Annotated in this window: 20 protein-coding genes and 3 tRNA genes; 18 read left to right on the top strand and 5 right to left on the bottom strand. The window is 44.3% G+C overall.

What is annotated here, in order from left to right:
* Positions 1–6 precede the first annotated feature (6 nt).
* From gyrA to PHN32_04070, 6 genes are all read left to right on the top strand, one after another.
* Entirely contained in the window at positions 7–2,439 is a 2,433-nt protein-coding gene (gene gyrA / locus PHN32_04095) for a DNA gyrase subunit A (GenBank protein ID MDD3776769.1), read from the top strand.
* 88 nt (positions 2,440–2,527) lie between these two features.
* Positions 2,528–2,917, top strand: coding sequence for a DUF4870 domain-containing protein (locus PHN32_04090; protein MDD3776768.1), 390 nt, complete (start codon positions 2,528–2,530; stop codon positions 2,915–2,917).
* Between the two features lie 31 nt (positions 2,918–2,948).
* Positions 2,949–3,305, top strand: a complete 357-nt coding sequence (locus PHN32_04085; GenBank protein ID MDD3776767.1) for a hypothetical protein — start codon at positions 2,949–2,951, stop codon at positions 3,303–3,305.
* A gap of 83 nt (positions 3,306–3,388) precedes the next feature.
* A tRNA-Ile gene (locus PHN32_04080) sits at positions 3,389–3,465 on the top strand.
* Between the two features lie 119 nt (positions 3,466–3,584).
* Positions 3,585–3,659, top strand: a tRNA-Ala gene (locus PHN32_04075).
* A 63-nt stretch (positions 3,660–3,722) separates the two neighbouring features.
* Positions 3,723–3,798, top strand: a tRNA-Ala gene (locus PHN32_04070).
* Between the two features lie 41 nt (positions 3,799–3,839).
* On the opposite strand, the gene PHN32_04065 is transcribed toward PHN32_04070, so the two are convergent.
* Together PHN32_04065 and PHN32_04060 are read right to left on the bottom strand one after the other, a co-directional pair.
* Positions 3,840–4,766, bottom strand: a complete 927-nt coding sequence (locus tag PHN32_04065; protein ID MDD3776766.1) for a hexose kinase — start codon at positions 4,764–4,766, stop codon at positions 3,840–3,842.
* Between the two features lie 63 nt (positions 4,767–4,829).
* Entirely contained in the window at positions 4,830–6,668 is a 1,839-nt protein-coding gene (locus PHN32_04060) for an amino acid permease (GenBank protein MDD3776765.1), read from the bottom strand.
* Between the two features lie 182 nt (positions 6,669–6,850).
* Between PHN32_04060 and PHN32_04055 the strand changes: the two genes are divergently transcribed.
* The gene (locus PHN32_04055; GenBank protein ID MDD3776764.1) at positions 6,851–7,336 is read left to right on the top strand and encodes a hypothetical protein; all 486 of its coding nucleotides are present in this window, start codon (positions 6,851–6,853) and stop codon (positions 7,334–7,336) included.
* A gap of 12 nt (positions 7,337–7,348) precedes the next feature.
* Here PHN32_04055 and PHN32_04050 read toward each other — a convergent pair whose 3' ends face one another.
* Positions 7,349–8,650, bottom strand: a complete 1,302-nt coding sequence (locus tag PHN32_04050; protein ID MDD3776763.1) for a hypothetical protein — start codon at positions 8,648–8,650, stop codon at positions 7,349–7,351.
* The gene (locus tag PHN32_04045; GenBank protein MDD3776762.1) at positions 8,617–9,063 is read right to left on the bottom strand and encodes a PTS sugar transporter subunit IIA; all 447 of its coding nucleotides are present in this window, start codon (positions 9,061–9,063) and stop codon (positions 8,617–8,619) included. The genes PHN32_04050 and PHN32_04045 overlap by 34 nt, the downstream gene beginning before the upstream one ends.
* Positions 9,064–9,228: 165 nt before the next feature.
* Here PHN32_04045 and PHN32_04040 point away from each other — a divergent pair, with 165 nt between their 5' ends.
* From PHN32_04040 to PHN32_04005, 8 genes are all read left to right on the top strand, one after another.
* Positions 9,229–10,194 (top strand): PfkB family carbohydrate kinase, encoded by a 966-nt coding sequence (locus PHN32_04040; protein MDD3776761.1) that lies wholly within the window; start codon positions 9,229–9,231, stop codon positions 10,192–10,194.
* 119 nt (positions 10,195–10,313) lie between these two features.
* Entirely contained in the window at positions 10,314–11,348 is a 1,035-nt protein-coding gene (locus tag PHN32_04035) for a zinc-binding dehydrogenase (GenBank protein ID MDD3776760.1), read from the top strand.
* A gap of 3 nt (positions 11,349–11,351) precedes the next feature.
* A complete protein-coding gene (locus PHN32_04030) occupies positions 11,352–12,371 on the top strand; it encodes an alcohol dehydrogenase catalytic domain-containing protein (protein ID MDD3776759.1) in 1,020 nt (339 codons plus the stop codon).
* Between the two features lie 87 nt (positions 12,372–12,458).
* Complete coding sequence (locus tag PHN32_04025; GenBank protein ID MDD3776758.1) at positions 12,459–13,397, top strand: sugar-binding domain-containing protein; 939 nt, start codon at positions 12,459–12,461, stop codon at positions 13,395–13,397.
* 79 nt (positions 13,398–13,476) lie between these two features.
* The gene (locus PHN32_04020) at positions 13,477–14,424 is read left to right on the top strand and encodes a thiamine pyrophosphate-dependent dehydrogenase E1 component subunit alpha (GenBank protein MDD3776757.1); all 948 of its coding nucleotides are present in this window, start codon (positions 13,477–13,479) and stop codon (positions 14,422–14,424) included.
* Between the two features lie 4 nt (positions 14,425–14,428).
* On the top strand, positions 14,429–15,421 hold the full coding sequence (locus PHN32_04015) for an alpha-ketoacid dehydrogenase subunit beta (GenBank protein MDD3776756.1): 993 nt from the start codon (positions 14,429–14,431) through the stop codon (positions 15,419–15,421).
* 71 nt (positions 15,422–15,492) lie between these two features.
* Positions 15,493–16,779, top strand: coding sequence for a dihydrolipoamide acetyltransferase family protein (locus tag PHN32_04010; GenBank protein MDD3776755.1), 1,287 nt, complete (start codon positions 15,493–15,495; stop codon positions 16,777–16,779).
* A 51-nt stretch (positions 16,780–16,830) separates the two neighbouring features.
* Positions 16,831–17,160 carry a bh protein gene (locus tag PHN32_04005; protein MDD3776754.1) on the top strand — a complete coding sequence of 110 codons (330 nt, stop codon included), beginning with the start codon at positions 16,831–16,833 and terminating at the stop codon, positions 17,158–17,160.
* On the opposite strand, the gene lipB is transcribed toward PHN32_04005, so the two are convergent.
* A complete protein-coding gene (gene lipB, locus PHN32_04000; GenBank protein MDD3776753.1) occupies positions 17,157–17,852 on the bottom strand; it encodes a lipoyl(octanoyl) transferase LipB in 696 nt (231 codons plus the stop codon). The genes PHN32_04005 and lipB overlap by 4 nt on opposite strands.
* A gap of 50 nt (positions 17,853–17,902) precedes the next feature.
* On the opposite strand from lipB, the gene lpdA reads away from it, so the two are divergent.
* Genes lpdA through PHN32_03985 form a run of 3 tightly spaced genes read left to right on the top strand, consistent with a single transcriptional unit; the run spans position 17,903 to position 20,901 of the window.
* Complete coding sequence (lpdA, locus tag PHN32_03995; protein ID MDD3776752.1) at positions 17,903–19,270, top strand: dihydrolipoyl dehydrogenase; 1,368 nt, start codon at positions 17,903–17,905, stop codon at positions 19,268–19,270.
* A gap of 9 nt (positions 19,271–19,279) precedes the next feature.
* The gene (locus PHN32_03990) at positions 19,280–20,095 is read left to right on the top strand and encodes an HAD family hydrolase (protein ID MDD3776751.1); all 816 of its coding nucleotides are present in this window, start codon (positions 19,280–19,282) and stop codon (positions 20,093–20,095) included.
* Between the two features lie 5 nt (positions 20,096–20,100).
* Positions 20,101–20,901 carry an HAD family hydrolase gene (locus tag PHN32_03985; GenBank protein MDD3776750.1) on the top strand — a complete coding sequence of 267 codons (801 nt, stop codon included), beginning with the start codon at positions 20,101–20,103 and terminating at the stop codon, positions 20,899–20,901.
* The last annotated feature ends 125 nt before the right edge of the window (positions 20,902–21,026 follow it).

The raw sequence follows: 21,026 nt of genomic DNA, 5'->3' as shown, positions 1-21,026 counted from the left end.
CAGGTTATGGTATTTGAATTAAGAGGAAAAGTAAAAAACATTGAGATAGAATCGGAAATGCAGGAGTCTTACTTAAGTTATGCCATGAGCGTAATCATAGGCAGGGCTCTGCCGGACGTAAGGGACGGATTAAAGCCGGTTCATAGAAGAATACTTTATGCTATGCAGGATATGGGTATGACCCATAACTCCCCTTATAAGAAATGCGCTAGGATCGTGGGGGAGGTATTAGGCAAGTACCATCCTCATGGCGATACTGCGGTTTATGATTCCCTGGTGAGAATGGCGCAGGATTTTTCCCATAGGTACCCCCTGGCGGACGGCCATGGAAATTTCGGCTCCATAGACGGAGACAGTGCTGCTGCCATGAGGTATACCGAAGCCAGGCTTTCCCGTATTGCAGGAGAGCTGCTGGTGGACCTGGAAAAAGAAACCATAGATTTTGTAAGCAATTTTGATAATTCCTTAAAAGAACCATCGGTTCTGCCGGCCAAGTTTCCTAATCTTTTAGTTAATGGGTCTTCCGGTATTGCGGTAGGCATGGCTACCAATATCCCACCCCATAATTTAGGTGAAGTGGTAGATGCCATAACCTATTATATTGACCACCCCCAGGCTACAGTTAAGGAACTGATGAAATTTTTAAAAGGTCCCGACTTTCCTACCGGGGGCATAGTGATGGGTATGGACGGCATAGTACAAGCCTATCAGACCGGCAGGGGCAGAGTAATCATGCGGGGCAGAGTACATATAGAGCAGCAGAAAAAGGGAAAGACCCAAATCATAATCAGCGAACTGCCCTACCAGGTCAACAAGTCTAAACTTATTGAAAAGATTGCAGAACTGGTAAAAACCAAAAGGGTGGAAGGCATCAGCGACTTAAGGGATGAGTCAGATAAGTCAGGTATGAGAGCGGTAATAGAGGTAAAAAGAGATGTTGAGCCCAATGTAATCATAAACCACCTTTACAAGCATACCCAGCTGGAGGAAACTTTTGGCATTATCCTTATCGCCCTGGTGGGTGGGGTACCCAAAACTTTAAACCTTACTGGTCTGATAGAAGAGTATAAAAAGCACCGTTACCAGGTAGTAGTAAGAAAAACTAAGTATGAGCTGAAAAAAGCAGAAGAAAGGGCCCATATACTGGAGGGCCTGCTTATAGCTTTAGATAATCTGGACCAGGTTATTAAAACCATTAGATCCTCCAAAGATGTTGCCACCGCCAAGAATAGGCTCATAAAAGAGTTTAACCTTTCCGAAGCTCAGGCTCAGGCCATTTTGGATATGAAGCTGCAGAGATTAACCGGCCTGGAAAGGGAAAAAGTAAAAAATGAATATAAGGAATTAAAGAAAAAGATAGAAGAGCTAAAGCAAATACTGGCCAATGATAGTCTCATATACAAGATTATCAAAGAAGAGCTTTTGGACATGAAGAAAAAATATGCTGACGAAAGAAGAACTGAAATTAATGCTTCCTCAGCAGATATAGAAATTGAAGACCTTATTCCCGAAGAAGAAAATGTGATAGCAGTAACCCATTCCGGATATATTAAAAGGGTTCCGGTTACTACTTACCGCAAGCAAAGAAGGGGAGGCAGGGGAGTAAGCGGCATGAATCTTAAGGTAGATGACTTTGTAGAGCACCTGTTTATCTCTTCTACCCATCACTATATTATGTTCTTTTCCAATAAAGGCAAGGTATACAGGCTGAAGGTGCACGAGCTGCCTACCGGCAGCCGTTCATCGAAGGGCAAGGCCATAGTAAACCTGCTGCCTTTTACTACCGGGGAAAGGGTTACCGCCATAATTGCGGTAAAAGAATATAATGAAGACGAGTATCTGGTAATGGCTACCAAGAAGGGGCTGGTTAAGAAAACGCCTATAACCGCTTACGACACTTCCAGAAAAGATGGAATTATAGCTATAACTATCCGGGAAGGCGATGAACTTATCAAGGTGGAAAAATCCAATGGAAATAACGATGTAATCATGGTTTCCTTAAATGGTAAGGCTATTAGGTTTTCAGAACAGGATTGCCGCTCCATGGGAAGGACTGCTACCGGGGTTAAAGGCATGACCTTGGCTAAAGGGGACCAGGTATTGACTATGATGGTGGTTAAGGAAGTAAATGCGGACCTGTTTGTATTAACCGAAAATGGCTTTGGTAAAAGAACCCCCCTTCCCAAATACAAGCGGCAGAACCGGGGGGGCCAGGGCGTATCCACAGTTAAACTTACCGAAAAAAGAGGTAAACTGGCAGGGGCCGGCATAGTAAAAGAAGGCCAGGACATTATGGTTATATCTACTAACGGCGTACTGATAAGGACACCGGCAAAATCCATATCCAGGACCGGCAGGGCTACTACCGGAGTTAAGGTTATGAATCTGGATAAAGATAGCAGGATTGCCTCTTTCGGCATTATTGCTCCTGAAAATTAATTTTTTTCTCCTATTTAATTTATAGAAAATCTTATACAATAAAATTGTTATCATTTATTTAATGAAAACTCATAGGAAAGGAAGTAAGATGGCAGAAGAAAACAAAGCAGAAGTACATCCGGATTTCAACAAAAAAAGCTCAACCAATATGGACCCCAAAATGGCAGTCCTCATTTCCCATATCGGCTTTATTGTTGGTGCTGGCTGGCTTTCAGGATTAATTATTTATATCCTGGAAAAAGAAAATTATTTTGTAAAATTTCATGCCATGCAATCACTGATAATAGGTATTGCCGAGGTCATTGGATATATAATTGGGGCCATCCTAACTATGGTAATTATAGGAGTAGCTTGCTTTCCTATAGTATGGGTAGCAGCTTTGATTATAAGGATCATCATAGTGATGAAAGCTAATCAAGGCGAACTTTACAAGTTCCCATGGCTGGGCAATATGGCAGAAAAGTATACTAAGATGTAGGTTTGCTTAAATCAACAATCTGGAGAGAGTGATGGCAGTAGAAAGAAAAACATTAAAAAGCGTTAGCGAGTTCTCCATATTCAAGTATTTACTTGTTTTTTACCTTATATTCTTTGTCATTGCCCTAATTGTATCTGGAATAATATTTCTAGTTACCTGGCTGGGTTTCTCTGCTGCAGGCGTAAGCCTGAATGAGTTGCTGCCTAGTTTAGGCCTGGATATGTCCTGGCTTCCCGGAGGAAACGCAGCTGGCATAGCCCTGATGATCATTGGAGGGCTAATCGGGTCAGTGGTAATTGCGGCTATAGGTACATTGGCCATGTGGATAGTAAATATTGTTCTTAAGATTAGCGGGGGAATTGAATTAAGGTTTTTAGGTACCAAATAATAGGGGCAAAGTAACTGATAGGCATATATTGCCTTGACAAAATTGACTTAAATTGGTATTTTTTGCTCTGTTATTTTGGATGGGGGCCTATAGCTCAGATGGTTAGAGCGCATCCCTGATAAGGATGAGGCCTCTGGTTCGAGTCCAGATAGGCCCACCATAAAACTGCATGTTTATGGTTAGGTTAGGCCAGACCAGTGAATGCAGGGTATAAATAAAGATTGGAAACAGTCATTTATGGTTTGGCTGATTTATACCATAGTTTTAATCTAGGGTAGTGGGGATGTAGTTCAGTGGGAGAACGCTTGTCTGGCAGACAAGAGGTCGGCGGTTCAACTCCGCTCATCTCCACCAAATCTTATATAACTGTAGACAAGCTTACTGTTATTTGATATATTCTGTAATTGCATCTTATGTGGGGGTGTAGCTCAGTTGGGAGAGCGCCTGCCTTGCAAGCAGGAGGTCAGCGGTTCGATCCCGCTCATCTCCACCATATTTAAACGCAAAGTCTAAATTGGTATCCCCATTTAATTACTATTTGATTTCTAACGGTTTTGCCTCAACCTTTTTTTTAAGGCAGTCCAACTCTTTTGGATCAATTTGCCCTGGTACATCAGTAAGCAGGTTAGCCGTGCCGCAGGCTACAGCCGTGGCCAGTACCTGGGAGGGAGGCAGCCCTTTTATGATACCATATAGGAATCCTGCATCCACGGAATCCCCTGAGCCTACGGTAGAGAGGCCTTCTACCCTAGGGGGTATGGTCTGCCATAGGGATCCTAGCCGGCCGTAGATTGCCTTACGGGAACCATCAGTAATAAGTATTGCTTCTATGCCTGAGTCCAGCAGCTGCCGTATATGGAGGGGGGTATCTTTTTGCTGCGGGTTTAAATTGTTTAGCTCTTGACGGTTTATACTTAGATAATTTGGAACTGCCGCTATTGCCGGCTCCAGAGGTTTACCGGAAACATCCAGCAGTACTTTTACTTTCTTTTGGCGGCATATCTGTATAATCTTTCCATATATATCAACCTTCATATTTAAAGGCAGGCTTCCGGCCAGAACCATAAAATCCCCGGATCTTACCTTCTTTTTTACAAGATTTATCAGGGCCCCAGTTTCTGTGGGCGAAATATGGGGGCCTAATGCATTAATTTCCACCACCCGCCTGGTTCTAGTTTCAATTATCTTGGTATTGATGCGGTTGGGCTGCTCAATAGGGAGCAGGTCAGAATCAATTTTTTCTGTGAGCAGCTGACCGGCAATAAATGATTTTAAATCCCCTCCGTAAAAACCCAGGGCCTGGCTTTTTAGGCCCAGGCAGCCTAAGGCCCTGCATATGTTTATCCCTTTTCCACCTACAGAAAGGGATACCATCCTGGCCCGATTTATAAGGTTGTGGTCCAACTGCCCTGCCTGATAGATTAAATCCAGGTTTAAATTCAAGGTTAGCGTGTATATCATGGGACTACTTTATTTTGCTTTCATTTTCCGGCAGCCAAGCCGCTGATGATTATAAATAATATATTATCTCTTTCTTTTTCCCAGCAATATAATATCTTTTAAGGCGTGTTGGTCCCTGGCCTGTACCCACCGCTGCTCAAAATCCTCTTCCGCAATAATCTGGGAAAGGAAGGTATGGGTCCGGAGCATCAAATTCCTCTGGTCCCGGGAAGATATTAAAAAGAAGGCGGCCATTATATTGTTTTCTGAGCCATCTATAATCAAACCCTGGCAGCATCTGGCTATCAATATGTCAAAGTAGCCTTCCCCTTCAATTATAACGCTGGGCATGATTATTTCATTGTTTATCCTGGTGCTGCTTTCAGCTTCCCTTTTTTCAAATTTATCAAAGAAATAAGTAGGGTCACGGTCCAGTTTTTCTGCTATTATCTTGGAAACCATCATATACAGCTGGCCCAGGGTAAGGCACTGTTTTATATCCAGTACATCAGCTGATTCTATGATCTGGTGAAAATCATCCCTCTTTATCTGGTCCCGTTCATAAAGTATATTTTTTAATTCATGCTCCAGCGCCCCTGCAGTATAGGACCTGTTTTGGGGAGTAATTCCATCCAAAAGATAAAGCAGGGCATGTTCTTTGCCCTTAACCCTTTTTCTGCCATAGGCAAAATAGATTATGACCCCCACTGCTATAAGTATCGCGCTAAGAATCAGGACATCTTTTCCCATCTCTATAAGTATGAATACAAAACCAATAACTCCTGCTATCTGCAGCCAGGGGAAAAAAGGCGCCCTGAACCCCGGCCGGTAATTCTGAAGTTTGCTGACCCTCAGTACCACTACCGACAGTATGGACAGGATGTAGGCCAGTATAACTATGGTAGAAGCTACTTTTACCAGCAGGTCCAGCTCTAAAAACAGGAAGATAATGATTAAAAGCCCGGTAACCAGCACAGCTACATAGGGGGTATTAAACCTTTTATGAAGCTTTTCAAACCAGGGAGGAAACAGGCGGTCCCTGCTTAAGGCAAAAGGGTAGCGGGAAGCAGACATTATTCCTGCATTTACAGTAGAAATAAAGGCCAGTATAGCCGCTATGCTCAGCACTATTACTCCGGCAAGTCCCATGGACAGGGAAGCCCCGTCCGATATGGGGGTAAGGGAATTATCCAGTTGGGCAGGCTCTAAAAGCCCTACGGTTATAAATACCACTACCCCGTAGATAATGGTGGTAACTACCAATGATAGGATAAGTCCCAGGGGCAGGTTTCTCTTGGGATCTTTTACCTCTTCAGCTATGCTGGAAATTTTCAGCAGTCCTCCATAAGATACAAACACAAAGCCGGTGGTAGAAAATACAGAAAGGATACCCTGGGGAGCAAAGGTGCCAAATCTTTGAATGCTTATTTTAGGCAGGCTGAACCCGATATAAACTGCTAGTATAGCCAGCAGGCAAGCCACCATTATTATTTGGGTTTTGCTGGCTTGCTTTACTCCAAAAAAGTTCAGTGCTACAAATACAAGGCATAAGGCTATAGCCAGCACTTGCATGTTGAATTCAAATATTATCCGGATAAAAGCGGCAATTCCTACCAGGGCAAAAGCGCTTTTTAGAGAAAGGGAAAACCAGCTTAGCATCCCTGCCACCGTACCAATGGCCGGCCCCAGGCCCCTGGTAATGAAGAAATAGTCTCCCCCTGCCTTGGGCATGGCGGTAGCCAGTTCAGCTATGTTCAATACTCCTATTAAAGCTAAAAGGCCGGCCACCAGGTAGGAAATAACTACTGCAGGGCCCGCTTTGGCATGAGCCAGTCCAGGTAAAACAAAAAGACCGGAGCTAATCATAGCACCGGTAGCAATGCAGAAAACGTCTATAAGCTTTAAATCTTTTTTTAGCTTCATGAGCTGGATTTATTTTAAAACAGGGCTATTATAACAAAGTGATTAAGCAAAATCCACCAGGTAAAGATTAAATAAAGATACATTTTTGTTAGCGCCAGCTGTCCTGAAATTTGGGTTTTGCTTCAATAAATCCATTAGTTATGTTAGGATTACTTCGATGCAAAACTTACCAATGGTCTAATATGTCTCAAGTATGGCTGGATGCCTTTTTAGGTAAAATAGGCAATTATATATTAAGATTTATCCAGGATTATTACTGGTTTATAATACCGATAATAGCCCTGTATGGGATATTTATGGCCATATCAACCTATAATTTTAAAAGGATTGAAAAACAAATAAACCGGGAAATAATAGACCAATCCAAAAAAATAATAGTGGAGATGCCTGGAATCAGCTACACCTCATTGGTAGAAAAAATAGACATACCCTGGGTAGATCTAGTATACAGGTATTCATTCTTTCCCTATATCAGCCAGGAGGCTGACTTGTGGGTTACCAGGACTCTCCCCAGCACGGTTAGAAAAATTATTACCCAGAACAGCCATAAGATAAAGTTTTTGCTGATAAGGGCAGGAGTTGCTTTTGTGGATAGTGAGCAGGAAGTAAAAAAGAACATTTATCTGGACTATATACAGAGGATAACCAGAAGAAGGCCCTTAGAGTAGAAGTTTAGCTGCTTAGATAAAAAAATTAAGTATAGGCCTGATGATCTGAATCAAAACCCAGAATATCAAATTGGCGCCGCTGCTTATGCTGGATACCTGGGTATAGCCTTCCGGAATTTCCAGGTTGTTAGCCACAGCCATGCTGGTATACAGGTCAGCTGCATTGGTAGTAATCCATAAAATCAAGGGTATCATAACTGCTGCCGATATTACGCTTCTGAAGGTATCCCCCCTGGAGGCAGCTACCGCCCATATGACGATAAAGGGTATAAATATAAGGTCGGGGCCGGGAAGCAGCCGGTTGCCAGGCAGTATAGTGGCAATATATACGGTAAGTGGGACCATGACTGCAGACAGCCCTATTACTGCGGGATGTCCGGCCAGTATAAGGGGATCCAGGCCGATATAGAGCGGCCTTTTGGTTATTCTACGTTCTACAAAACCCTTAATATCAGTAATCAGGGGTACCAGGCCTTTGGCTGTCAGGTGAAATGCCCTGGGTATGATAACCATAATAACGGCCATCCTTAAGCCTGCCCCTGCAGCATATAGTATATCTGCCCTGGGGGTAACGGCAATGGTGTGGTAGCGGGTAACAAGCCCTACCACCATACCCAGTATAAACCCCAGCACCATGGGTTCGGAAAAGAAACCCAGTTTATATTGAATCTGTTCAAAAAACAGGTGAGCTTTCTTTACAAATGGTACCTTATTCATAACGAAATTAATAAATTGGGCCAGAGGCGCCCAGCAGACAGATTGGGTCTGGGCTACAGATATATTTTCCAAACCATAGTATTTTTGCAGGCTGGGAGCATAAATATCAGACAGCACCAGGGTAATTGAGGTCACGACCAGGGAGATAAGCAGGCCCATCCAGCGGATTCCAGTAATGGAATATATAGCAGTGCTTACCACCAGTATGGACCAAAAATTCCATATATCTATGTTTATGGTCCTGGTTAACCTGAAAGCCAGCATGATCAGGTTTAGCAGTATTACTGCTATGATGGTTTCCATGATAAAGGGCGAACTTAAAGCCAGATTTTTAGAAAGAGCCATCCCTATGTCTATAATCTGGAAATTCTTGGTAGAATTTATTACCAGGGTATTAACCAAAGGCTGGAAAAAATTGATAAAGATAGTTAGCATTATGGCAGTAAGCACCAGCCCTAAAAATACATACAATACGTGCAGCAGGGTTTTATGGGGTTTTCTGCCGGTTATTAGTCCCAGCAGCAGTAAAATAGCTGGAATAATTAATACCGGTCCCAGCTCTATTATGTATTCAAAGACTTTTTGAGCAGCTGCCATATTTCTTTCTTGTCTTTGGCGTTACAAAGTTTATTTAATATATCAGAATTCCTTATTTTATTTAATAGTGAAGCCAGAAATTTAGCCTGGCCAAAGCTGGCCAGGGGGAAAAAAACTATTTTTACCAAAATATCTTGGCCGGGATCATCCATCTTTTTAAAAATTACAGGCTGGGGACATATGGCTACTGCTAAGGCTTTTTGAACCACTAATTCCCGGTCAGTATGGGGAAGGGCAATGCCGGTGCCGTTTATCACCAGCCCGGTGGGATAAAGATTTTCCCGTTGTATTAATGCTTCCAAAAATCCTGGTTTTACTATGCCCTTTTGCTGCAGCAGGCTGGCCGCAAAAGAGAATAATTCGGTGGAGTTTTTAAAATTAATTTTAGCAATAACCAGTTCTTGTTTAATCATAACAACAATATTTTTTTAAAATGGATAAAAAACATTATAATATAAGCAGTAAAAAAAAGCCTTATAAATGGCAAAATAGAATCTTTGGTTTGCTGTAGATGATCATTGCCGGGTAGCCGGGTGGCTGGCTTTAACCAAACAAGAGGTACACAGGAGGATAACATTATGCCTGATATTTTATGCCTGGGAGAAGCCTTGATTGATTTTATGCCTTTAGAATCAGGTAAAAAATTGATAGAAGTAGATGCTTTTAAAAAGGTGGCAGGGGGAGCCCCTGCCAATGTGGCAGTGGGGGTAGCCAGGCTGGACAGGTCAGCTGCCTTTATAGGCAGGGTGGGAGATGATGACTTTGGCCGTTATTTGGAGCAAATTTTTATTGAAAACCAGGTAGATGTAAGCCAGATTCAATTTGACAGCCAGGCCCGCACCGGGCTGGCCTTTGTTTCTCTGCCCACCCCCAATACCCGCGAATTTTTATTTTACCGTAATCCTAGCGCAGACATGATGCTGGATTCAAAACAGTTTGACCTGCAATTCCTGCGGTCGGGGAAGGTGTTTCATTTTGGCTCTATCACCCTGGTAAGCCAGCCCAGCCGTTCAGCCACGCTGAAAGCAGCCGGGACAGCCAAACAAGGCGGTTTGGTAATTTCTTATGACCCTAACCTGCGGCCTGCTCTTTGGCCTGATTTAAAATCAGCCCGCCAGCAAATTATTAAGCCTTTGGGCTTGGCTGATGTAGTTAAGGTGAATGATGAAGAACTGGCTTTTTTGACCGGGGAAAAAGACCATAAGCTGGCCATGGAGCAAATAAGGGAATATGGTCCCCGGCTGGTGATACTTACCCTGGGCCAGTACGGCTCTTATTACCTCTCTGATTCCGGATACGGAAAAGTGGAAACGTTCCAGCTGGACACCGTGGATGCTACCGGCTGCGGTGACAGTTTTGTGGCCGGGCTTTTATGCGGTATCCTGGACTATGGTTTAGGCAGCCTGGCCTTAGACCAGGCCTTGCTGGAAAAAGTATTAACATTCAGCAGTGCTGCTGCTGCCATCACTTCCACCCGGAAAGGGGTAATTGACGCTTTGCCTTACCGGAAAGCAGTAAACCATTTTCTTAAAATTGATAGTTAACTATATTTATTGCGGTTACCGGCCTGTTGATGTATTTCAAGTTTTGCCGGGATAATTTTGGGAAATCATATAGAATAATATATAATAGGGAACCATAACAAAAGACAGGAAGGCTTAGTATGAAAGGCAAGATGAAAGCCCAGCTTTTCTTTGGGCCTGGCCAGGTAAGATATGCTGAGACTGATATTCCCCAGGTGGGGCAGGGCGAATTATTGGTAAGGATAAGGGCTGCCCTTACCTGCGGTTCTGATTTAAAAACCTATAAGCAGGGCCATCCAACCATGATTAAAGATGGCTCGGTATTTGGCCACGAGTACGCAGGAGACATAGTGGAAATAGGGCCGGGGACAGAAGGATTTAAGGTGGGAGACCGGGTAGTAGGGTTAAATTCCAGTCCCTGTTTTCAATGTTACTACTGCCGCCGGGAGCGCTATTCCATGTGTGAAAATATAGTGTACAACAATGGCGCTTATGCCCAGTATATTAAAATCCCATCTTCTATTGTTAAAATAAATACCTTTAAAATACCGGATCATGTAAGCTATAAGGAAGCGGCCCTGCTGGAGCCCCTGTCCTGTGTGCTTCACGGGGTAGAAGAGAGCCATATCGGCATTGGGGATACCGTAGCCATAAACGGGGCGGGACCTATAGGTCTTTTATTTGTGGCTTTGGCCAAACTGAAAGGGGCCAGAATAATTGTGAGCGACTTATCTTCTGAAAGGCTGGCTTATGCCCGGCAGTTTGGCGCCCATTTTACGGTTGATGCCTCCCAAACCGATCCGGTGGAAGAAGTTAAGTCTTTTACGGAACGAGGCTACGGGGCAGATGTAGCTATTGATGCTACAGGAAGTGCCAAGGTTTGGGAAAAAGCTATCCTTATGGTTAGAAAAGGCGGGTTGGCACTGCTTTTTGGGGGGTGTAAACACGGAAGCACCATTGAAGTGGATACTTCTTTGCTTCATTATTCAGAGCTAACCATAAAGGGTATATACCATCTCACCCCTTATTATGCCCAAAAGGCTTTTGGCATGATTGTTTCAGGGCTGATAGATGCCCAAAAATTTATTACTGCGGATATGCCTTTAAGCCAGCTGCTGCAAGCCTTAAATTTGATGGATAATAAACAGGGAATTAAATACAATATAGTAAGTTAAGCCATGAAAGCTCTTTTTTGCTACAGCCATGATAAATTTTGCCTACAGGAGGTAGAGGTACCGGCCATAGGCCCCAGTGAGATGCTGATAGAGATGCTGCTGTGCGGCCTTTGCGGTTCAGACATAATCAAGATATTTGATCCGGATTCTCCCAAACCTGCAATATATGGACATGAAGTGGTGGGTAAGGTAGTTAAAAAAGGCAAGCAGGTTTCCAGGTTTAGTATTGGTGATGTGGTAGTGGCGGCCCACCATATCCCCTGTTTTAAATGCCATTACTGCAGGCATGGAAACTATTCCATGTGTTCTCAATTTAGGCAGACCAATATTGAACCGGGGGGTTTTTCCCAATATATAAAGCTTTCAGGGCACCATATAAACTATACTACTTTCAAACTACCTCCAGGCCTGCCGGTAGAGAATGCGGTATTTATAGAGCCCCTGGCCTGCTGTATGAGGGCTATGGACAGGGTAGACATACAGCCGGGGGACTGGGTTAGCGTGGTGGGAGCCGGGGCTATAGGCATACTGTTTATACAGCTGGTAAAGCTGGCAAAAGCAAAAGCTATTGCTGTAGATATAGATGATAGTAGGCTGAAACTGGCACAAGAGGCAGGAGCGGATGCGCTAATAAATCCCAATGGGGAAGATATGGGCAAAAAGATTAAACACCTGACTAAGATAGGTGCCGATGTGGTGCTGTTAACTGTAACCAATAGCAGTACGGTTAAGCAGGCCATGGATTATATCAGGGACGGGGCCGTAATCAATATATTTGGCGCTTCCCAAAAAAATGTTACAGTAGATATGAATCTGGAAGAAATCTACAAAAGGGAAATTACTCTCAAGAGCACCTATTCTTCTACCCCCCAGACTTTAGAATCCGCCTACCAGCTGATTAGCCAAGGAAGAATTGATGTATCGGGGCTGCTTTCGGAAACCATGCCTCTGTCCCAATTTAAACAGGGCCTGGACCTGATGTTGTCCAGGCAGGTATATAAACCTATATTCTGCTTGAAATAAGGTGCAAGCATTGGAAAAGTTTTAGGGTTATGCTATAGTGATAAGTGAAATTATGTGCTTTTAATGCACAGATGTGCGATATGGGGAATGGATATTCAGAAACAAAAACTGGTGACTAAAATAGCCAGGCTCTATTACCTGGGGGATCAGACCCAGCAGGAAATTGCAGATAAACTGGGCATATCCCGCACCCGGGTATCCCGGTACCTTAACCTGGCCAGGTCAGAAAAGATAGTAGATATCAAAATCCATTCTCCTTCCGGCCAGTACGAGACACTGGAATTGGAGATAGAAAAGAAGTTTAACCTTAAAGAGTGCATTATCGTTCCCAGCTATGAGGACAAGGCCCAAATATTAAAAGCCATGGCAGCCAGGCTTTCCAGTATGCTGGACAGGCGGGCTGCTGCTGTAAAATACTTGGGAATAGGGTGGGGCACCACTTTAAAAAGCCTTACTGATTACATGGAGGTTAAGGGCAGCTACCCGGTAAAGGTCATTCCCCTTATAGGGGGACTGGGTAAAATTGGGACTGGGATCCATACCAATTCTATTGCCGCTACCCTGGCCCAGCGGCTAGGGGGGATAAGCTACATTATCAATGCTCCCGCGGTGGTGGACAACAGGCAGGTAAAAGAGTTTATTGAAAAAGACAGCAATACTGAACAAATCATCAGCAATTACGACAAGGTAGAGATGGCTATATTGGGAATCAGCGATATAGGCCAAAAATCCACTTTACTGCAAAGCGGAAATTTCAAGCCGGAAGAATTTGATTATTTAAAAAGCCTGCAGGTGATAGGGGATATTAACCTTATATTTATAGACAGACAGGGAAAACCGGTAAAAAACCGTTTAAACCACAGGTTAATCAGGGCCAGCTGGGACAGGCTAAAACAGATACAGGATGTAGTAGTGGTTGGCTTTGGCTTGAGAAAAGCCCCGGTAATAAAGGCGGCATTACAGGGAGGCATTATGGATAGGCTTATCACTGATGATTATACTGCCAGGAAGGTAGGTAAAGATTAATATGGCAGCAAATATGATGGTGGGCGGATATAGGCTGGAAGACAGGTTTGGCCAGCTGGATAATTCTGTAAAAATAGATATGTTAAAAAAAATGTACCAGGTCAGGCATTTTGAGCAGCAGACAGAGCAGTTTATAATACGGGGCATGATTCATGGTACCTGCCATCTTTGCATTGGCCAGGAAGCAACAGCTATAGGTGCTATTTCTGCCGCTGGCAGGGAGGACTATATCACCTCTACCCACCGGGGCCATGGCCACTGCATAGGCAAGGGGGCAGACCTTAAGCTAATGATGGCAGAGCTTCTGGGCAAAAGCACCGGCTATTGCCGGGGCAGGGGAGGCTCTATGCATATTGCAGACCTTGATTCTGGTAATCTGGGAGCTAACGGAATAGTGGGGGGAGGGCTGGGAATTGCTGCCGGGGCAGCCCTTACCTGTAAGCTAAAGTTTGGAAACCGGAAGGTGGTGCTTTGCTTTTTTGGCGATGGAGCGGCTAACCAGGGAATTTTCCATGAATCCTTAAACCTGGCTTCCATCTGGGATTTACCGGTTATATATATTTGTGAAAATAATGTTTACGGCATGTCTACTCCCACCAGTTATGCCTTTAATATCAATAAGATTTCAGACCGCAAGCTGGCTTATGGAATAGATGGGCTCACCATTGATGGAAATGATTTGGGCCAGGTTTATAATACCATTTACCATTTTGCCCAGCGGTGCCGGTTAGGCAAAGGGCCGGTACTGGTAGAAGCGGTTACTTACCGCTGGAAAGGACATTCCAAAAGCGATGCCCAGGTGTATCGAAGCAAACAGGAAGTACGGTCCTGGATGGCCAAAGACCCTATTGCCCGCTACCTTAAATATTTAAAACAGGAAAATATCCTAAGCCAGCAGCAGGCAGGGCGGTTGGAAAAACAGGTGGCAAGGGAGCTGGCCCAGGCGGTAGAATTTGCCTTAGAAAGCCCCTTCCCTGACCCGGAACAGGTAGAAGAGGATGTTTATTACCAGCAGGAAGAGGTTTAAGCCTATGAGAAAGATAACCTACCTGGAAGCGATAAGGGAAGCCATGCAGCAGATGATGAGAAAAGATAAGGATGTTTTTCTGCTGGGAGAAGATATTGCCGAATACGGAGGCGCTTTTGGGGTAACGGTAGGAATGCTGGAAGAATTTGGCCCGGAAAGGATAAGGAATACCCCCATTTCAGAAGCGGCCATAGTAGGAACGGGCATAGGCAGCGCGGTAACCGGCATGAGGCCCATTGCAGAGATTATGTTTTCTGACTTTTTGACCATAGCCATGGACCAGATTGTAAATCAAGCAGCCAAGATAAGATACCAGTTCGGGGGCAAAGCCAGGGTGCCCCTGGTCATAAGGACTGCAGGAGGGGGAGGAACGGGGGCAGCAGAACAGCATTCCCAGAGCCTGGAGTCGCTGTTTGCCCATATACCGGGGCTAAAAGTGGTAATGCCTTCCTGTCCCTATGATGCCAAAGGCCTTCTGATATCTTCTGTTTATGATGGAAACCCTATTATTTTCATAGAGCATAAATTGCTTTACAAGAACCGGCAGTGCATGCAGGAAGTACCGGAACCTATGTATAAGATTCCCCTGGGCAAAGCCGATATAAAAAGGGAAGGCACAGAGGTGACGGTGGTGGCCACTTCCCATATGGTCACTAAATCCCTGCAGGCAGCAGAAATTTTGTCACAAGAGCAGGGTATTGAAGCAGAGGTAATAGACTTAAGAACCTTAAGGCCCTTAGATACAGGCCTTGTACTGCAGTCACTTCAAAAGACAAAGAGGCTGTTATGCGTAGAAGAAGCGCCTATTTTTGGAGGGTTCATGGGGGAGGTGGCAGCCCAGCTGGCCCAGGAGGGTTTTGACTGGCTGGATGCTCCTCCGGTAAGAATTGCCGGAAAGAATTGCCCGGTGCCCTATTCCCTGGTGCTGGAGCAGGAGATGATACCGGATACCGATAGGATAAAGAAAGGCATAGTGGATATAATAAATAAAATTTGATAATATTGCAGTATTGCAATTATTAATGATAACCGTAAGGAAATCTAAACTTTGAGCTGGGGAGGAAGAGCATGCATGAAGTTATAATGCCCAAACTGGGGCTTACCATGGAATCAGGGGTTATAGAAAAATGGCATAAGCAAGAGGGCGACCTGGTACAGGAAGGGGAGGTCCTGTTTGAAGTTATGACCGATAAGGTGTCTTTGGAAGTTGAATCTTATTATTCAGGTTATTTAAGAAAGATTTTAAAAAAAGAAGGGGAAGAAGTGCCGGTTACCGAAGTAGTGGCTTACATAGGAGAAAAGGGCGAACCCCTAATAATCAAAAAAAAGGGCAAAGAACAGCCTAAAATAGAGATCACCAGCCAAGCCATAAGCGAACAAAGCTTAAAACCGGCAGAAGCCAGCCCCCTGGCTAGAAAGCTGGCCCAACAAAAAAATATAGACTTATCTTTAATCAAGGGGACCGGCCCTAAGGGAAGAATAGTAAAACAGGACATAGAAGCCTACCAGGCTAAATCAACCGAAAGGATCAAGATATCCCCCTATGCCAAAAAGCTATCCCGCGAAAAGCAAATAGACTACAGCTGTATTAAAGGCAGCGGCCCCGGAGGACGGATCGTAGCCCGGGATATAGAATCAGCAGTTCCTGAGGCTGGAAAAGAAACTTCTTTGGCCTCCAATCTTACTGCCATGAGGAGAACCATCGCCCAAAGGATGGTCCAGTCATACCAGAGTATTCCCCATGTATATTTTAAGGCCAAGGCTGAAGCGGATAAACTTATAGCCTTAAGGGAAAAACTAAAAAGCAAAGCGCAGGCATTATATGGCGCCGGCATAACTTATTCTGATTTTATGCTAAAGATTGCCGCCAGTGTAATAAAAGAGTTTCCTGCCTTTAACAGTTCCCTGGAAAATGACCGTTTAATTATCCATCAGGATATAAATATTGGCTTGGCGGTATCCATAGAGGGTGGTTTGGTGGTGCCGGTTATCAGCCATGCAGACCAGCTTACCCTGGTAGAGATAGCCAAAAAAAGAGCTGACCTGGTAAACAGGGCCAGGCAGGGCAGCCTTTCCGGCCAGGATTTGGCTAACGGTACCTTTACCGTTTCCAACTTGGGGATGTATTCTTCAGTAAGGGAATTTACAGCTATAATAAATCCTCCCCAGGCAGCAATAATGTCGGTAGGAGCTATATACAAAGAGCCTGGCCTGGACCAGGACAAGGTGGTGCCAAAATCTTTTGTAAATATTACCCTGGCGGTGGACCACCGTATACTGGATGGGGCTATAGCCGCCCAATTTTTAGACAGGATAGTGGAGCATATACAAAATCCTGAGCTATTAGTGATATAAACTTTAAAAGCCTTTATAATAAGGGTAATAAATTAGCGAAAGCAGAAAGTTATGAAAAAAGATGAAGAAACCACTATAACCCTTTTCTGCATAAACTGTAACCGGGAAGTACCTCACACGGTGCACTATATAGGCGATTATTTAAAAAGCGTGGAGTGTAACCACTGCGGCAAAAAAGTTGAAATTGACCGGCGCCACCTGAGAACTGTTTTTGCAGAAGACTTCATTAACCGGATCTTGACCAAGCCTCACCGCATGACCGAAGACATGAAGAAGGCAGTGGCTACCCTGATGCCTTTTTTCCCCAAGAGGCTGATAAGGGAACCCTTGAAGGTTTTAAAAGAAATATATGAGATTTTAAAAAAGGAAAACGGCAGCTAGGCCCATACTGCTTCAGTTTTGAACTGATGCTCAAACTGTGCTGTTATCTGTTCTTTGACAGGGGCAAGTAAGATAGTTTGGTCAAGTAGTTTCTGCATGGATACTGGAGGATTCTGGCTGAGGCCGCAAGCTACTATATGGTTAAAATAATCAAGATCGGTATTAACATTTAAAGCGAAGCCGTGCATGGTTACCCATCTTTTTACCTTTATACCCAGGGAGGCTATTTTTTGCCTATCCACATATACCCCCCGCTGGCCGGGTATTCTGTAAGCAGGCAGGCAGTAATATTTCAGGGTATCTATAAGAATCTGTTCCAGCCGCCAGACATACAGGGAAATATCTTTGGAAAATAAATTAAGGTTGATTATGGGGTAGCCCACCAGCTGCCCGGGTCCATGAAAAGTTATATCTCCGCCCCGGTTGGACTGGACCAGGCCAATTTTTTTTAATTTCAGGGTTTCAGGGCTGGAAATAAGGTTATCCCGGCTCCGGTTACTGCCTATAGTAATTACTGGATAATGCTCCAACAGAAGCAAAAATCCCTGGCAGCAAATGTTTTTTGCCAGCTGGGCCAGATCTGACTGCAGCTGCCAGGCCTGTTTGTATTCTATAGTTTTAAGGTCAAATACAACCAAATTATTCTTGCCTGCCAGCCGCCTTGCCTGATTTAAAATATTATTATAGTCCATAACCATTAGAATTATATAAACTTTTAATCCGAGTGAAAAGGAGTTCCAATATGATACAAACTGACTTAGCTATCATCGGCTCTGGCCCCGGGGGGTATATCACGGCTATAAGGGCTGCCAAGATGGGCCTGGATACCACTGTAATAGAAAAGGATAAACTGGGAGGGGTATGCCTGAACTGGGGATGCATGCCTACCAAATGGCTGTATCACTTGGCCCAGGAAGTAGACAGCCTTAAGAAAGTGTCTGATATGGGGATAACCGTGGATAGCTTTACCCTGGATTATGCTGCTGCGGTCAAAAAGATGCAGAATATGGTGGGTAAGCTTTCCAGATCCATACAACATCATTTTAAAACCCACAACATTAAGCTGATAAAAGCAGAAGCCAGTTTTGATTCCCAAGCTAGATTGACAGCAGGAGGCCAGAAGATAAAAGCTAAAAATATAATTATAGCTGCTGGTTCCTCCCCCGCTTCAGTTGCTCCTTTTGAACTGGACCAAAAATATATATTAAGCAACAGGGACCTGTTGCAGTTAAAGGAGATACCTTCCTCCCTGGCCATAATTGGAGGGGGTATTGTGGGAATGGAGTTTGCCTATATTTTTTCAGCCCTGGGGTCCCAGGTAACCATTGTGGAGGTTTTGCCCAGCATACTGGGAAGCGAGGATAGGGAGGTTTCTGAGCTTATAACTGCCCTTTATGAAGAGAAAGGGATAAAAATCTTGACTTCCACTAATATAAAGGGGGTGGATATAAAAAAATCAGGCCTAATATTAACTACCGATAAGGGCCATACGATAGAAGCGGAAAAAGCATTGGTATCAGTAGGCAGAAAGCCCAATACGGAAGGATTGAACCTGGATGGGGCAAAAGTAAGACAGGATAGCAAGGGGTATATAGAAGTCGACCGCTTTGGAGCTACTACTGCTCCCGGTATATATGCCATTGGTGATATAAACGGCAAATATCCCCTGGCCCATGTAGCAGCAGCAGAAGGGAAGATAGCAGTAGACCATATTCTGGGAGTAGAAAAAATTTTAAACTACCAGGCGGTTCCCTATGCTATTTTTACTTCTCCCCAGATAGGTGCCATGGGGCTTACTGAAAAACAGGCTCAACAGAAAGCTGGAGAAATTAAGGTGGGTAGGTTTCCTTTCACCCACAACGGCAGGGCTTTAATAGACGGCCATACTGCCGGTTTTACCAAGGTTATTACTGATGCCTCCACCGGAGAAATACTGGGGGCCCATATTATTGGGCCTGATGCCGGAGAACTTATACATGTAATGGCTTTAGCCAAATCTTCGGAGTTGCTAGCAGAAGACATTATTGCTAATATATATGCTCATCCTACCCTTTCCGAATCTTTGCTGGAGGCGGGGGAGGATGTTTTTGGATTAGCAACTCATATCTGATTGATATTTATGTATAAGTTAATAGTTACTGATATAGATGGAACCCTGCTGGATGATCAGTCCAGGATATCCCGGCTGAACCTCAAAGCACTCCAGTGCTGCCTTGAAAATGGCCTGCAGGTTTTGCTGGCAACAGGTAAATCCATACATACCATAACCGAATATATTGATATGCTGGGCTTAACCCTGCCCCAGATAACCCTAAACGGCGGAGTGATTTTTCAGCCGCAAAAAGGGGTCATAGAAGCCCATACCCTGGAGGAAAAAGATTACCTGGACCTGGTAAGGGCTATTAAAGGCTATGGGCTTTCTCCCACCTCTGCCCTGGCTGACGGCAGGGTGATATATGAGACCTATGATCCCCATATGGTCCATATACAGAACGCCCAGGTGGATTTAATCCAGGTGGAGGATATGGAGCAGCCCTCCATTGCTAAAAACGCTATCAGCGTGCATACTCCTATCAGGGAGGATCACCCCGCAGACGGTTATCTAAGGGAACAGTTTGGGAGCCGGTTTTTTATAGTAAGGTCCGGGGAATATTTTTTTGATTTTTTAAAGATTGGGATCAATAAGGGCAACGCCCTAAAAAAAATATTAGCCCAACAGGGCATTAAGCGGCAGGAAGTAGTGGTATTGGGAGACAGTTTCAATGATCTGAGCCTGTTTGAAGTAGGGGGGCTGTCCATAGCCATGAGTAATTCTTTTCCTGAGGTAATGGCTCAAGCAGACATAGTGGCAGGTGATAATAACCATTCCGGCCTGGGGAAAGCAATTTTTAAATATGTGCTGGGAAAAGATGTCCAACCAGTATCAAATAGGTAAATAAAGTGCCTGCAAAAAGATACAAGTTAATAGTTACTGATGTAGACGGTACCCTGCTGGATGCAAATTCAAACCTTCCTGCCCCTAACCGCAAGGCTCTGCTGGAGTGCATGGATGCGGGCATAGGGGTTATCCTGGCTACTGGAAAAACTATTGATGCTATCTATCCCCTGGTAAGGAGCCTAAATTTAAAGCTTCCCCAGATTACCCAGAGCGGGGCAGTTACCGTTAACCGTGATTTACGCATTATAAGTTCCACCGTAATTGGGCCTGATCACTATTTGGATGTGGTTAAAACCATAAAACGGGAGGGAGGTTATCCCCTGGCCTGCCTTAGCTCCGGCAAGATATTTTATGAAAAATATCATCCGGACATGGATCATATAAAAAAAGTAGGAGAAAAGCTCATACCGGTAGATAGCCTGCAGACCCCTTATTTTTCCCATCATGCTACCATATTAAGTACTGCTATTGCCGAAACCCATCCCCTGGATCGCCTGCTGAGGGATAAATACAGTTCTGTGCTTCAGGTAGTAAGGTCAGGGCAATATTTTTTTGATATCCTTAACCTTAAAGCCACCAAGGGCAATGCCCTCTTAAAGCTGCTGGAAGTATTGAATATAGACCCCAAAAGCATAGCTGCTTTTGGGGACAGCCCCAATGATCTTAGCCTGTTTGAGGTGGCAGGACTAAAAATCGCCGTAGGGAATGCCTACCAGTCGGTATTGGACCAGGCAGATATAATAACTGCAGAGAATTACCGCTATGGCCTGGCCCAGGCAATCTATGGCCACCTACTTTCCTGATGCCCCAGATTTAGCTATCACAGATACACCATTATGCTGATATAGAGGATGCAGGCAAAAATATATTTAAAGACGGCGGCATCAAAGGAGACAGCTGTCATATTTCCTGTAACTGTATTACCATC

It is taken from the genome of Actinomycetota bacterium, assembly GCA_028698215.1.
GTDB lineage: Bacteria > Actinomycetota > Humimicrobiia > Humimicrobiales > Humimicrobiaceae > Halolacustris.
This window is presented reverse-complemented; position numbering and strand designations above follow the sequence as displayed.